Genomic DNA, 13,418 nt, shown 5'->3' with positions numbered 1-13,418 from the left:
GTCAGTCGGAGCGGTGGCAGAGCACCGGGATGAGGACCTGGTCGACGAGCTGGGTGAGGAACGCGTCGTCCGCGGGGAGGCCGTGGGCGAAGATCCGGGACATCACCATGGCCGAGGCGAGGTCGTGGAACAGGTGCCGCTCACCGGCCTCGGCGGGGATCTCGCCGCGGGCGGCCGCGCGGACCACCACGGCGACGGTGCCGACCTGGCCGGCGGGCAGCACCTGCTGCCGGACGAGCTGGGCGAGCTCGGGGCTGGTCCGCATCGCGAAGGTCAACGCCTGCATGAGGTCGCCGTCGACGGTGCAGATCGCGACGGTGGTGCGGAGCAGCTCCAGCAGGTCACCGCGGAGCGAGCCGGTGTCGGCGGGGGTCTGCACGGCGACGTGCCGGTGCCGCAGCGCGGCGGCCACCAGCTCCGCCTTGCCGGGCCAGTGCCGGTAGATGGTGGCCTTGCTGACGCGGGCCCGGGCGGCGACGGCGTCGATGGTCATGCGGTCGTAGCCGACCTCGCGGAGCAGGTCGATGACGGTGGCCATCAACTCCGGGTTGCGCTCGCCCGGGTCGGCCTGTTCGAGGCCACTCCGCCGTTCCCCCCGCACGCCACCTCCCGCGAAACGATGTCGTACTGATCCTAGTCGGCTGGCTCCGTTTGGCCGGCGAAATATGAGCCACGTCGCAGTGTCAGCCGAAACGAGTCCGTTCCGCAGGGGTTCATCGAGGATTCACCGAACGGGGCGATGAACGCGTTCCTGGACCCACCCGGCGCCGACTTCGCTACCGTCGGGGCGTGGCCGAGGTGAAACTGCGCCTGCGTGGCGGACCGTACGACGGGCAGACCGTGGGCTGGGAGGTGCCCGACGCGGACGATCCGCCGATGTCGTACGAGCTGAAACTCCACGGACCGCACGAGGCCCGGGAGATCTACCAATACCGCCGGGCGGAGCGCGCGCCGGAGGGCGTGGCGGACTGGATCTACGAGGCGCCCGACGTCGGGACGCGGTAGGAGAGCGGTCGCAGCGTGAGCGAGGTGCTGGAGGACGGCGACATCTACTTCCTCTACCGGCCTCGGCTGGGCGAGCGGCACGTGGAATCGCTCGACGAGGTGCAGGGGCTGCTGGTGGTGTTGCATCCGTGGCACGGACGGCGGCGCCTGCGGCTGCTCGTCGCGGGCCGCAAGCGCCTGCCCGAGATCGACGAGCACGACCGTTTCTGGGCGTTCGTCGACGCCGTGGTGAGCCGGCCGGAGGAGCTCTACGAGGCGCTCAGGCGGCACCTGTACGGGACGAAGACGCGTGGTGAGCGGTTCCAGCCCCCGGCTCGGCCGGTGGCCGAGGGGGCGTACTGCATCATCCGGCACGACGACCACACCCATCTGGCGTACCAGCTCGAGCTGCCCCGCCGTCCCGGTCCGCCGCAGCACGAGCTCCGGATCGAACCGGAGGCGAGCTACATCGTCACGGTGAAGAATCCGGAGGCACCGTCGCCGCCCGGGGTCGGCCTGCGCGGCCCGGGTCGGGCCGAGCTCCCCGCTGACCTGCAGGAGCGCTTCCACACCCGCCGGTTCGCGCCACTCGATCCGCCCCGGTTCCTCGACCACCGGGGCGTGGAGCTGGTGCTGATCGGGACGGCCCACGACGCGTCGGCGGAGCTCGGGATCGACCTCGACGCCGAGGTCGAGCGGGCGGCCCGGAACACGATCTTCGAGGATCTGCGCATCGGACGCGCGGAGCGGCCGGCCGCGCCGCTGCTCACCGGCCGGTGGCAGTGACGGCGTCCCGCGACTCTCACCGGTCGGCGACAAGGACGACCGGGACCGACACCACGTTGATCCGGCTCCCGTCGCGCGCGGAGACCTCGTACACCTCGACGGTGCCGGGGCCGGTGACGGCCACCCGGTAGCCGACGGTGGCCCGGTAGTCGCCCCGGCAGCCGGAGCCGCAGGCGGCCGTGGTGAACGAGGTGCCGACCTCCCGGCCGTCTGCGGCCAGGACCCGGACGCTCACCGTCGCCTCGAAGACCTCCGCGCTGCCGGTCACGGTGACCGGGCTGGTGACCCGTTCGCCGACCGAAGGGCCGGTCACCACGATCGCCGGCAGCAGGTCGGCGTAGTCGTCGCGGCCGGTCGGCGCGCCGTCGGTCGGCGTGAACGCCACCCGGCGCACGGTGGGGAACTGGGTCAGCGTCCAGACCACCTGGGCCCGGCGGAGCCGGGCCGTCGCTGTTCCACCGCTGTCGAAGCCGGCCGGCGGGGCCAGCGCGGCTACCCCGTCGGCGATGCGGACCACCTGGACGCCGGCCGGCACCCGGGTGGTCAGGCCGGCCGCCGCCTCGGCGCGGGACGGTCCGGCGGCCAGTTCGGTCAGCGCCAGCCGGGAGGTGGCGACGGTGGCCGGGAGCGTACGCCGGGTCGGCGCCAGCTTCCCGTCCCGGACGAACCAGAGCTGCAGGGTGATCGTCCCGCCGTCCGGTCCGTCGGGCGCCACCGGCACCGTCGTGGTGGGGGAGGCCGGCGGGGGACGACGGCTCGGCGTGGTGGTGGCCGGTGCGGGGGCGCGCGGCGTGGCGGTGGCGCCGCCGGTCGGTGACGCGCCGACCGGCGCCGGCCCGAGGGTGCCCGTCCGGGCCGGGGCGCAGCCGGCGGCGAGCACCACGACCGCCGCGAGCGGAGCGAGCAGGCGTCTCACCGGTCACCCCCCACGGGTTGGACGGGCAGGTCGAGGTGGAACACCGTGCCCCGGCCGACCTCGCTGCGCACGCCCAGCCGCCCGCCGAGCAGGCGGGCGTTCTCCCGGGCGATGGCCAGGCCCAGCCCGCTGCCGGGGCCGGTGCGGGACGGGTCGACCTTGTAGAACCGGTCGAACACGAACGGCAGGTGCGCGGTGGGAATGCCCGGCCCCTGGTCGCTGACCTCGACGGCGATCGACCCGTCGGTGCGCCGCACCTCGGCCCGGACCGCGTCGCGGCCGTGCTCGACCGCGTTGGAGACCAGGTTCGCCAGCACCCGTTCCAGGCGGCGCGGGTCGGTGTCGACCGGCGTCGCGTCCCCGGTCACGGTCACCCGGCCGGTCCAGCCGCGGGCGTCGACGATGCCGCCCAACAGCGCCACGACGTCGACCGGTCGCACCGACAGCGCCTCCCGCCCGGCGTCCAGCCGGGAGATTTCCATCAGCTCCTCGACCAGCCGCCGCAGCCGCACCACGTCGGTGACGAGCAGCTCGGCGGCCCGGCGGGCGTCGGCGGGCAGCGAGTCCAGCTGCTCGGCGAGCAGCGACGCCGCCGCCACCAGCGCGGTCACCGGCGTACGCAGCTCGTGCGCGACGTCGGCGGTGAACCGCCGCTCCCGGGCCCGGGCCCGGGACAGCGCCTCGATCTTCGTCTCGAGCGCCTCGGCCATCTCGTTGAACGACGCGGCCCAGGCGCTGAATTCGTCTCGGCCGTGCACCGGCAGCCGGGTGTCCAGCAGGCCCTCGGCGACCGCCCGGGCGGCCCGGCTCGCCCGCCCCACCGGCTCCAGGGTCCGCCGGGCCAGGGCGTTGCCCACCCCGGCGGCGAGCAGCAGCACCGCCGCCCAGCCCACCAGCAACGCCGTGCGGAGCTGGCGCAGGCCGTCGACGAGGTCGTCCTCCACGGTCACCACGTACAGCTCGGCGGTGGAGCCGGGGATCCGGCCGCCCACCACGAGCAGGTGTGGCCGGGCGCCGTCGGGGGAGCGCTGGTAGCCGAGCTGCCCGGCGGCGACCGCGGCCCGCAGGTCCCGCCCGGGCGTCGGCGCGTAGCGCGGGTTCGACGCGGCGGTGTCGCCGGCCACGAGCAGGACGTGCCGTCCGTTCCCCTCGAAGCTGGCCAGCAGGTCCGCCCGCCGGGCGTCGGTCAGCGGCAGGAACTGCCCGGCCAGCACCAGCTGGTAGCGGGCGTCGGCCGCCGCGCGTTGCAGCGAGCCGTCGAACCGGGCCTGCCGCAGCATCAGGTACGAGCCGCCGGCCAGCACCCCGGCGGAGACCCCGGCGACCAGCACGAACGCGACGACGAGCCGGCGCCGCAGGCGCCCCGGGGGTACCCGGCCGGCCACCGCGTCACCCCGTCGACAGCTTGTAGCCGGCCCCGCGGACCGTCCGGATCAGCACCGGCTGGCCGGGATCGTCCTCCACCTTGGCCCGCAGCCGCTGCACCGCCACGTCCACCAGCCGCGAGTCGCCGAGGTAGCCGTGCCCCCACACCCGGTCCAGCAGCAGCTCGCGGGTGAAGACCTGACCGGGTCGGCGGGCCAGCTCCAGCAGCAGCCGGAACTCGGTCGCGGTCAGGGTCAGCTCCCGTCCCGACTTGCGGGCCACGAAGCGGGCCGGGTCGATCTCCAGCGGGCCGGCCGTCACCGTGGTCTCCTCGACCGGGGCGACCGCCCGGCGCAGCACCGCGCGGACCCGGGCGACCAGCTCCGGCAGGTCGAACGGCTTGCGGAGATAGTCGTCGGCGCCGCACTCCAGCCCGACCACCACGTCGATGGTGTCGGTGCGCGCGGTGAGCATCAGGATCGGCACCTGGCTGCTCCGGCGGATCTCCCGGCACACCTCGAAGCCGTCCAGGCCGGGCAGCATGACGTCGAGCACGATCAGATCCACCGGCCGGGCCCGCCAGCCGGCGAGGGCGGTCGGCCCGTCGACCGCGGTGTCCACCCGGAACCCGGCCCGGCGCAGACCGAGGGCGGTGACCTCCCTGATGGAGGCATCGTCCTCGACGATCAGCACGCGGCCCTCCATGACGACCTCAGGGTAGCTCCGGCGCGACGGCGCGGGACCCTGGCGCAACGGTCGGTGATGAGGGCCGACCGGCCCCCATCACCGGTGTGGTCAGGCCTGCCACTTGTGCGCCACGTCGAGCACGATCCGGCTGTGCGTCCCCGGGCCGGTGAGCACGAACACCCGGTACGGCAGCTGCGCCCGGACCCCCACCGCGAAGGTGGTGTAGCCCTCGAAGCTGCCGCCGAAGACCACGTCCCGCAGCGTCCGGTAGCCCAGCGCGTTGACGGCGTGGTCGCCAGTACGGTACGGCAGGGTGGCGACGTGGTTCTCGTCGTACGCCGGGGCCCGCAGGGAGACCCGCAGCAGCGCCCCGCCCGCCGTGTACGGCGACAGCGCCAGCCCCTGCCCCTCGGTCCACGTCTCGCCGTACGCGACCGACCAGCCGTTCGCCGGCCCGGCGAACTCGAACACCACCCGGTCCCAGCAGTCGTGCTTCCCGGCCCGGACCTCCACCAGCGGGGCGCTGCTCAACGCGCCGCCCGACTTGGCCGTGCTGCCCCAGGTGATCCCGCAGTACGGCGTGGTCGCCGCCGCCGCGCCGCCGGTGCCGGCGAGCAGGCCGCCGAGCAGGACCGTCAGCGCCACCAGCGCTCTCTTCAGTCTCATCGTGTCCTCCCTGTCGATGTCGCGGGACCTGCTCCGGTGGTCCCGCCTCGACGGTCGGCGCGCCGTGCCACAGTGGCTTCGCAGCCGGGTAACCGTCGGGTAACAGCGTCCCGTCCGCGCCGACGGTCCCGCCCCGGGGCCGTCAGCGGTCGGCCGTGGGCAGCGCGGACGGGTCGGACAGCGTCCGCAGCGGCGACCGGTACAGCGGCAGCCAGGTCAGCGCGGCGCCGGCCGCGCCCACCCAGAGCGACGTACGCGCGCCCGCGTACTGGCCGAGCAGCCCGGCCAGCCCGGCGCCGACCGCGATCGCGCCGGTGAGCAGGAACCGGAAGGTGGCGTTCATCCGGCCGAGCAACGGGTCCGGGGTGACCCGCTGCCGCAGGCTGACCCCGATCACGTTGCCGACCCCGGTCCGCCACGCCAGCGCCAGCCAACCGAACCCGGCCAGCCACAGCCACCCTTCGGTGTCGACCAGCGCGACGAGGGCCCCGGCCGGTGCCACCAGCACCCCGGGCAGCCAGAGCGCCCGGCCGTGCCCGATCCGGGCGGCCAGCGGGCGGGCCGTCACCGCGCCCAACAGCGCGCCCACGCCGCCCGCGCCGAGGAAGAACCCGAGCATGCCGGCGCCGAGGCCGAGCTCGCGCAGGAACACCACCGGCAGCATCGTGGTCATCAGGTTCACGGTGAGGTTGATGCCGGCCAGCGAGACGGCGAGCGGACGCAGCAGCGGGCTGCCCAGCACGTGCCGTACGCCCTCGGCGAGCTGCCGGCCGAAGTCACCGGTCGGGCGCTCCCGGTCCGCGGCCGTCGGGGCGGCGGGGCGTACCCGGGTGAGGGCGAGCGCGGCGAGCAGGTGGGTGACCGCGTTCAGGGCCAGGGCGACCGGCGCGCCGAGCCACTGCACGAGCAGCCCGCCGAAGCCCCGGCCGCCGATCTGGACGGTCGCGCTGCTGGTCATCAGCAGCGAGTTCGCCGCCACCAGCCGGTCCCGGCCGACCAGTTCCGGCAGGAAGCTCTGGGCGGCCACGTCGCCGAAGACCGTGCCGACGCCGGTGAGCAGCACCACCGCGTACAGCTGGCCGATGGTGAGCGCGTCCGCCCACCAGGCCAGCGGGATCGAGGCGTACAGCACGGCGCGGGTCAGGTCCGCGGCGAGCAGCACGGTCCGGCGGGGCGACCGGTCGATCCACACTCCGGCGGGCAGCCCGATCAGCAGGAACGCGACGGTGCTGAGCACGGCGAGCAGGCCGACCTGCCCGGGGGTGGCCGCGAGCACCGACACGGCCAGCGCCGGCACGGCCAGGTAGCCCACCTGGAAACCCAGGCTCTCGGTCAGGCTGGCGGCGTAGACGTAGCGGAACGGCCGGGGCCAGCGGGTGGACCCCGGCGCGGCGGTGGTGGCGGTCATGGCGACGACCCTGGTCGGTGCGGGTGCCGGGGCCGATAAGTTTGAGCTGCGTCGAATCCGTGGGGAGGTGTCGATGCTGAGCGTCGCGCTGGGGGTCCGGGACCTGGCCAACATCCGGTTCGCGGTGTCGCCGCTGTGGGAGGCGGTCGCCAGCGTCCGGGTGGTCAAGAACCCGGACTGGTTCCCCGCCCACCAGCCGTGGCACCGGCAGGTCCGGCCGCGGCTCTCCACCGTGGACTGGCGGCTCTTCGCCGACCTGGTGCCGGTGCCCACCGTGGTGATCCCGGCGTTCGTCTGCCCGCCACCGCTGACCGCCCAGCCCACCCTCGAGCTGGAGCTCGCCGCGCTCGCCGCCACCCCGCCCGAGGCGGTCCGGGCCGCCCTCGACGGGCTGTCGGGGCCCCGGCCGCCCCGGCTCGCCGCCCTGTACGCCGACCCGCCGGCCGGCCTCGCCCGACTCGCCGAGGTGATCGCCGCGTACGCGGACGCCGCCATCGCCCCGTACTGGCCCCGGATGCGGACCCTGCTGGAACGCGAGGTGCTGGTCGGCGCCGGTCGGATGGCGGCCGACGGCGTGCAGGGCCTGCTCAACCGGATCGACCCCTACGTCTCCTGGGACGACGGGACCCTGCACGTCGACCACCTCACCCGGGCCGGCGCCGCCGCCCTGGACGGTCGGGGGCTGCTGCTGGTCCCGTCGGTCTTCGCCGGGTCGCGGGTGTGGTCGAACCTCTCCGAACGCGCGCCGCAGCCGGTCCTCCGTTACCCGGCCCGGGCGGTGGGCACCCTGTGGGAGCGCAGTGCCGCGCCGGCCAGCGAGGCGCTCGCCCGGGTGCTGGGGCGGACCCGGGCGACGCTGCTGCACGAGCTGGCCGTGCCGGCCGCCACCACCGAGCTGGCCCGGCGCTGCGGGCTGGCCGCCGGCACCGTCTCGCACCACCTGACCGCGCTGCGCGACGCCGGACTGGTGGGCACGCACCGGGTCGGGCGGTTCCTGCTCTACGCCCGGACCAGCTCGGCGGAGGCGCTGATCGCCGGCGCCGGTCCGCCCGAGGCGGCCGGTGGCGCAGAATGACTTGATGCCCGACCGCTCCCCGCGTACCCCCTCGGTGTCCTGCGTCTTCGTCTGCCACGACGGTGCGGGCCGGTTGCTGCTCGCCCGGCGCGGCGCCGGCGCCCGCGACGAACCCGGCACCTGGGACACCGGCGCGGGCGCGCTGGAGTACGGGGAGACCTTCGAGGCCGCCGTCGCCCGCGAGGTCCGCGAGGAGTACGCGACCACGCCGTTGGAGATCACCCTGCTCGGGGTCCGCAACGTGCTGCGCGACGACCCGCCGTCGCACTGGGTGGCGGTGGTCTTCGCGGTCCGGGTCGACCCGGCGACCGTCGCCATCGGGGAGCCGCACAAGTTCGACCGGCTCGGCTGGTACACCCGCGACGCGCTGCCCACCCCGCTGCACTCGCAGCTCCCGCCGACGCTGGCGCTGCTGCCGGACCACCTGGGCTGACCGCACCGGCTACGGTAATCGGATGCCGGTCACCCGACGTCGACTGTTGCAGTCCCTCGGCGCCGCCGTCGGCGTCACCGGGCTCGGCGCGGGCGGCCTCGCCCTGGTCGACGCCGAGGTGCTGCCCGGCCGGTCGGTGCTCAACCACGCGCTGGGCCGGTGCGCCGCCCGGCCGTCCGACGCGCCGCGCGGTGCCGCGCAGCCGCCGGTCACCGGCAGCTTCCGCTCCGCGGCGCGCCGCCGGGAGGTCGCCTTCGCCATCTCCTACCCGCCCGGGTACGCCCCGGGCGCCGAGCTCCCCGTCTGCCTGGCCCTGCACGGGTACGCGGCCGACGCCGGCACCGCCGTCGCCGCCGCCCGGTACCCGGAGTTCCTGGCCGGCGCGCTGCCCGACGGGGTGGCCCCGTTCGCGCTCGCCGCGCCGGACGGCGGCAACGGCTACTGGCATCTGCACGCCGGCGACGATCCACTCGGGATGCTGGTCGGCGAGTTCCTGCCGCTGCTCGCCGCGCGCGGCCTGCGGACCGACCGGGTCGCGGTGGCCGGCTGGTCGATGGGCGGGTACGGCGCGCTGCTGGCCGCGCTGACCCACCGCGACCGGTTCCGGGCGGTGGTGGCGACCTCACCGGCGATCTTCCACTCGTACGACGACGCCCGCGGCGTCAACGCCGGCGCGTTCGACAGCGCCGACGAATGGGCCCGCTACGACGTGACGGCCCGGGCCCGGGAGTTCGCCGGGCTGCCGGTGCGGATCGCGATCGGCGCCGCCGACCCGTTCGCCCCGGCGGTCCGGACGCTGCGGGACCGGCTGCCCGACCCGGGCGTGGTGGCGATCGGCACAGGCTGCCACGACAACGACTACTGGGCCTCGGTCGCCCCCGAGCAGGTACGGGCGATCAGCGCGGCGCTGGCGGGCTGACCGGACCGGTGAGGCCGAGCAGCCTCATCCGGTGCGACAGCTCCTCGCCCGCGCCGACGGCCCGCAGTCGGGCCGGCGCGTGTCGAAGCAGACAGTCGGTGAGCTCGGCGCGGAGAACGTCCTCGTCGTCCGTGGTCTCCCAGGTGTCCCAGGGAAGCTCGTCGCCCAGCAGGTCGTACTCCCACTCGGCGAACGACTCGGCCAGCCGCCGGTCCGCCACCGGACCGCTCGCCGACGCCCAGGCGTCGAGCCAGCGACCGAGCGTGCGCGAGGCTGTCACGAGCATGGGCAGGACCGCGTACTCGGGGTGCAGCTCCACGTCCGGCGTCTTGAGCAGGGCCAGCTCCTCCGCGCTGCCCCAGTGGCACTGGCAGTTGCCGTCGTCGGGGTGGGCGGTCATGCCGCGGAAGGTGCTGGCGAGGCCGTCCAGGGCAGCGTCGATGCGACGTCGGGCCGGCGTGGGGCGGGAGTGGGTCATGGGCGTACGCCTTCGGGGATTCCGGCGGCGCGCGGCGGCCGAAGATCGCGACTCTACCGGCCGGGCAGCCGGTGCGCCACGGTTACCTCGGTCAGGGCTTCGGGCAGACTGGATCGGCGTAGATGGTGAGGTAGATGCCGGCCGGGTTGACGACCGACCACTGTGGAGAGGGCGGGCGATCCGCCGTGCTCGGCCGGATGTCGGCCAGCTGCGCCGGCTGGGACCGGATCAGGAGGCGGCTGGTCACGCCACGCACATCGCGGCAGTAGGTGAGTTCAACCTGCCCGACCGGATCCGGTCCGGGGTCGCCGTCCGTCACGGGCCGCCATCCGCCGTCTCGGGCCACTGGGTCGAAGGTGCGTCGCAGGGTCGGGTCGTCGTAGTCGTGTGCCGGCCGCCAGGTGAGGGAGACCGAGGTGTTCGACACGTCCTCCTTGTTCAGGCGCCGGCACCCCTCGCTGCGTATGACGTCTCCAGCCCGCCGTGCGCCCTCCGGCCGCACGGCAAGGACCGGGTCGTCGGCGTACGCGTCTAGCAGCGCGTCCTCGTCGTCGGGGACTGTGCAGCCCGGGTACCGAGCGGCGCCGCCCGCGCCCGTCGCCCCGCACCCGGCCAGCGCCACCGTGAGCAGGGCCGCCACCGGCCAGAACGCCCGCATCCTCATGCGGCGCACGATAGTGGTCGATCGACCGCCCGGCTGTCCCGTCGTCAGGGGACGGCGGGGCCCGGCGCGGCGATGGCTGGTTTGACACCGAGCGCGCCCAGCAGCCGGTGGTACTCGGGCTCGGTGCCGATCGCGGACCGGTGCTCCGGGTGCGCCACGTAATGCCGGATGACGTCGCTGAGGAACCAGGGGTGGATCCGGCCGACGGGGAACCGGTCGAGGCGCCACCCCGGTCCGCGCCGCCGCACCAGTTCCGGCCGGGCGTATGAGAGCGTCAGGGCGTTGGCGTTCAGCTCGGGTCGCGGCGGGCCGTCCGGGGCGAGCGCCGCCCAGGGCACGGCCACCGACCGCGCCGGGGTCCGCCACGACAGGCCGTCGGGCCCCAGCCGTACCCGTGGTCCCTGCCACGCCGCGACCAGGTGCAGCGCCGCCACCGCTGCGAGGAGGACGGTCAGGGCAACGCCGACGATCCGCAGGTCCAGGGGTCTGTTCCGCGTGAACAGCGAGCCCGCCTGTCCGCCGGTCATGAGCGTGAACGCCAGGGCGAGAGTGACCCCCGTCGCGCTCATCGGAGACTCGAAGGACGGCACGTCCGGGCGGATCACGAGGGTCGGGGGTTTGTCCCGTTCCGTGGTGACGACGACGAATACCACCGCGACCAGGACGGCGACCACGAGACCGTCGTACAGCAGTTCGGAGAAGAGCGCGTCGCGGGTGGCCGTGAACGACCGCGACACCGGGTAGGCGACCGCCGCGCCCACGGCGGCGGTGAGGACGATGCGGCGCCGCCGGATCAGGGCGGCGGAGAGGGCGGACACGGACGTCAGCGTACGACCGGACCGCTGGCCGCCGGATCCCGTACCGGGTGGGTGGCCTGGAAGGCGAGCCGGCGGTCCGCGGCGGCGGCGATCCGGTCGAGGACGTCGTCCAGCTCCAGGAACACCGACCACCGCTCCCGGCCGGTGGCGGCGGCCAGCCGGTCCACGACCAGCTCTTCCAGGTCGGTGACCCGCTTCCCCTTCCACACCTTGTCGGCCACGCTGACCAGCAGGTCGTCGACGCCGATCCCGTCACCCTGCCAGGAGGCGTGGGTTCGCGCGAAGCGGGCCAGCGGCGCCGCGACACCGTGCCGTTGCAGCAGCTCGTAGCCGGCGGGCTCGTGAGCCGAGCCGGGTCCGGACAGCTCCTCCGGATGCCGGACCTTGCCGATGTCGTGGGTGGCGGCCCCGAAGAGCACCGCCGCGCGGTCGAACGGGAGCTGCGGGAACCGGTCCGCGAGGGCGTCGGTGAGCTGCGCGGCCACGTCGTGCACGGCCCGCAGGTGCGCGGCCAGGCGCGGCGGCGCGTGCAGCGCCGCGAGCAGGGCCGCGACCTCGTCGGGCAGCGGCCGAAGCGGCGGGTCGCCGGGCTCTTCGAGGGCGCGGCGCAGGGCGTCGGAGGTCACCGCAGCAAGGGTACGACCGGTCCTACAGCACCATCGGAAGCGGCTCGATGTAGCACTTCGCCACGTGCGGCTCCACGAGTCGCTTCGCCTCCTCGGCGTCCGCCTCGGTGAGGAACACGTCGTCCCGGCGAGGGTAGGTGATCGGCCGGCCGCGTCCGGTCCCGGCCGGCACGTGCGGGGCCAGGACGGCCCATTCGGCATCCGTGGTGTCGGACGGGTAGTGCCGTGGCCGGGCGGTCGGCAGGTGATCGGCGAGGCTGGCCGGGGCGGTAGATGCGGCGACACCGGCGACAAGGTATACAGACAGGGATGGGCCTTCGGTCGTGCTGGTTTAGTCGCCTTTGCTCGTACCGAAGGCCCTTCCCCATGTCACGCCGCCACGCCGGACACGCGAGATCATCGATCTCAACCGGGCCCCAGCGGCCGCCTCAACCCCTTTTTGCCGGGCTCTTAGTGCCGGATGAGGGTTGCCTGCGGTGTCGGCTTCGGCCCGGCTTCGGGCAGCCCGCTGACCGACCGGCCACCCGGCTCGGGCCGGACGTCCGATGGAGGGGGATCCATCCCTTCTAGAGGGTGGGACGAAGTCTTTTCACACGGGGGTTCACAACATGGAATTGAATCGACGGACGATGCTGCGCGGGGCCGCCCTGGCCGGAGCAGCGGCGGCGACCGGCCTGGCCGGCGGACTGGCCGGGTCGGCGCCGGCGAGCGCGGCCGACACCACCGAGGTGGTCAACGGACCGTGGCTGGTCAGCGCCGCGGGCGTGTTCCAGATCGACCCGGGCCACACCACGCCGAAGCTGCTGTTCTCCCGGGGTGACGACGCCACCGCCTCGCCCGACGGCCGCTACGTGGCCTTCCGCAACAACTCCTACATCCCCGGCCAGCCGCGCCCGGCCGCCGTGGCGCTCTGGGACCGGGTCACCGGCGAGACCCTGCCGCTGGTGGCGGGGGAGGAGGGCGTCTACTGGGAGAGCCCGACCTGGTCGCCGGACGGCACCCAGCTCGCCCTGGTCCGCAACCACGACACTCTGGTGACGGTCGACGTGGCCACCGGCGCCATCCGGGTGCTCGTGCAGGGGCACTTCATGGTCCGGCCGAACTGGTCCCGGGACGGCTCCATGATCGTCACGCGGTGGCACAGCCGCTCGGAGGGTCCGCAGCTGAAGACGCTGACCCTGGCCACCGGGAAGCTGCGGCGGATCTACCTGCCGGAGGCGGCCGGTGAGCTCTTCGACTGGCCGGTCTTCATGCCGAACTCGGAGCGGGTGGTGTTCTGCACAAACCGCTGGACGCGGGACACCGACGTGCCCGGCGGCGCGGCGCTGGCCTCGGTCCGGATCGACGGCACCGGGCTGAAGCGGCTCACCGACACCCCGCGGCTCTACCTGTCGCCGGTGTTCTCCCCGGACGGCCGCTACTGCGCGGCGCTGTCCGTGCCCCCGACCAACGAGTACCCGGACGGCGGCAACATCATCGTCTCCACCAGCGGCTTCGGTGAGCCGTGGTGGATCCCCGGCGACGAGTACGACGACAGCAGCCGGCTGGACTGGGCGCGCGCCCTCTGACCCGCTCCACCCTCCGACGCGGCGG

At 74.7% G+C, this 13,418-nt stretch carries 16 protein-coding genes and 1 pseudogene; 6 read left to right on the top strand and 11 right to left on the bottom strand.

Going from position 1 to position 13,418, the window contains the following annotated elements; all coding sequences use genetic code 11:
• Position 1: 1 nt before the first annotated feature.
• Positions 2-601, bottom strand: coding sequence for a TetR/AcrR family transcriptional regulator (locus tag ACTWO6_RS20045; protein ID WP_446215364.1), 600 nt, complete (start codon positions 599-601; stop codon positions 2-4).
• A 188-nt stretch (positions 602-789) separates the two neighbouring features.
• Between ACTWO6_RS20045 and ACTWO6_RS20040 the strand changes: the two genes are divergently transcribed.
• Both ACTWO6_RS20040 and ACTWO6_RS20035 read left to right on the top strand, forming a co-directional pair.
• The gene (locus ACTWO6_RS20040; RefSeq protein WP_446215363.1) at positions 790-1,005 is read left to right on the top strand and encodes a hypothetical protein; all 216 of its coding nucleotides are present in this window, start codon (positions 790-792) and stop codon (positions 1,003-1,005) included.
• Between the two features lie 15 nt (positions 1,006-1,020).
• Positions 1,021-1,770: a hypothetical protein gene (locus tag ACTWO6_RS20035; RefSeq protein ID WP_446215362.1), complete on the top strand. Its 750-nt coding sequence runs from the start codon at positions 1,021-1,023 to the stop codon at positions 1,768-1,770.
• Positions 1,771-1,786: 16 nt separating this feature from the next.
• Here the strand turns inward: ACTWO6_RS20035 and ACTWO6_RS20030 are convergent, their stop codons facing one another.
• From ACTWO6_RS20030 to ACTWO6_RS20010, 5 genes are all read right to left on the bottom strand, one after another.
• Complete coding sequence (locus tag ACTWO6_RS20030; protein WP_446215361.1) at positions 1,787-2,686, bottom strand: Gmad2 immunoglobulin-like domain-containing protein; 900 nt, start codon at positions 2,684-2,686, stop codon at positions 1,787-1,789.
• Complete coding sequence (locus ACTWO6_RS20025; protein WP_446215360.1) at positions 2,683-4,071, bottom strand: ATP-binding protein; 1,389 nt, start codon at positions 4,069-4,071, stop codon at positions 2,683-2,685. Before ACTWO6_RS20025 ends, ACTWO6_RS20030 begins: the two co-directional genes overlap by 4 nt.
• Before the next feature lie 4 nt (positions 4,072-4,075).
• On the bottom strand, positions 4,076-4,756 hold the full coding sequence (locus ACTWO6_RS20020; RefSeq protein ID WP_446215359.1) for a response regulator: 681 nt from the start codon (positions 4,754-4,756) through the stop codon (positions 4,076-4,078).
• 90 nt (positions 4,757-4,846) lie between these two features.
• Positions 4,847-5,404 (bottom strand): AMIN-like domain-containing (lipo)protein, encoded by a 558-nt coding sequence (locus ACTWO6_RS20015; RefSeq protein ID WP_446215358.1) that lies wholly within the window; start codon positions 5,402-5,404, stop codon positions 4,847-4,849.
• Positions 5,405-5,546: 142 nt separating this feature from the next.
• Positions 5,547-6,812 (bottom strand): MFS transporter, encoded by a 1,266-nt coding sequence (locus ACTWO6_RS20010; RefSeq protein WP_446215357.1) that lies wholly within the window; start codon positions 6,810-6,812, stop codon positions 5,547-5,549.
• Positions 6,813-6,885: 73 nt separating this feature from the next.
• Here ACTWO6_RS20010 and ACTWO6_RS20005 point away from each other — a divergent pair, with 73 nt between their 5' ends.
• The 3 genes from ACTWO6_RS20005 to ACTWO6_RS19995 are packed head-to-tail and all read left to right on the top strand — an operon-like array spanning position 6,886 to position 9,239.
• Entirely contained in the window at positions 6,886-7,887 is a 1,002-nt protein-coding gene (locus ACTWO6_RS20005) for a DUF5937 family protein (RefSeq protein WP_446215356.1), read from the top strand.
• Between the two features lie 4 nt (positions 7,888-7,891).
• Entirely contained in the window at positions 7,892-8,320 is a 429-nt protein-coding gene (locus tag ACTWO6_RS20000) for an NUDIX domain-containing protein (RefSeq protein ID WP_446215355.1), read from the top strand.
• 22 nt (positions 8,321-8,342) lie between these two features.
• A complete protein-coding gene (locus tag ACTWO6_RS19995; protein ID WP_446215354.1) occupies positions 8,343-9,239 on the top strand; it encodes an alpha/beta hydrolase in 897 nt (298 codons plus the stop codon).
• Here ACTWO6_RS19995 and ACTWO6_RS19990 read toward each other — a convergent pair.
• From ACTWO6_RS19990 to ACTWO6_RS19970, 5 genes and pseudogenes are all read right to left on the bottom strand, one after another.
• A complete protein-coding gene (locus tag ACTWO6_RS19990; RefSeq protein WP_446215353.1) occupies positions 9,217-9,717 on the bottom strand; it encodes a hypothetical protein in 501 nt (166 codons plus the stop codon). The two genes, ACTWO6_RS19995 and ACTWO6_RS19990, sit on opposite strands and share 23 nt — an antisense overlap.
• 91 nt (positions 9,718-9,808) lie before the next feature.
• The gene (locus tag ACTWO6_RS19985) at positions 9,809-10,381 is read right to left on the bottom strand and encodes a hypothetical protein (protein WP_446215352.1); all 573 of its coding nucleotides are present in this window, start codon (positions 10,379-10,381) and stop codon (positions 9,809-9,811) included.
• 44 nt (positions 10,382-10,425) lie between these two features.
• Positions 10,426-11,199 carry a hypothetical protein gene (locus tag ACTWO6_RS19980; RefSeq protein WP_446215351.1) on the bottom strand — a complete coding sequence of 258 codons (774 nt, stop codon included), beginning with the start codon at positions 11,197-11,199 and terminating at the stop codon, positions 10,426-10,428.
• A gap of 5 nt (positions 11,200-11,204) precedes the next feature.
• Positions 11,205-11,825 carry an HD domain-containing protein gene (locus ACTWO6_RS19975; protein WP_446215350.1) on the bottom strand — a complete coding sequence of 207 codons (621 nt, stop codon included), beginning with the start codon at positions 11,823-11,825 and terminating at the stop codon, positions 11,205-11,207.
• Between the two features lie 115 nt (positions 11,826-11,940).
• Positions 11,941-12,069, bottom strand: a pseudogene (locus tag ACTWO6_RS19970) (transposase); the annotation flags it as partial.
• 364 nt (positions 12,070-12,433) lie between these two features.
• Here ACTWO6_RS19970 and ACTWO6_RS19965 point away from each other — a divergent pair.
• Positions 12,434-13,393, top strand: a complete 960-nt coding sequence (locus ACTWO6_RS19965; protein ID WP_446215349.1) for an LpqB family beta-propeller domain-containing protein — start codon at positions 12,434-12,436, stop codon at positions 13,391-13,393.
• The last annotated feature ends 25 nt before the right edge of the window (positions 13,394-13,418 follow it).

This window comes from Micromonospora sp. IBHARD004, from assembly GCF_052814115.1.
This window is presented reverse-complemented; position numbering and strand designations above follow the sequence as displayed.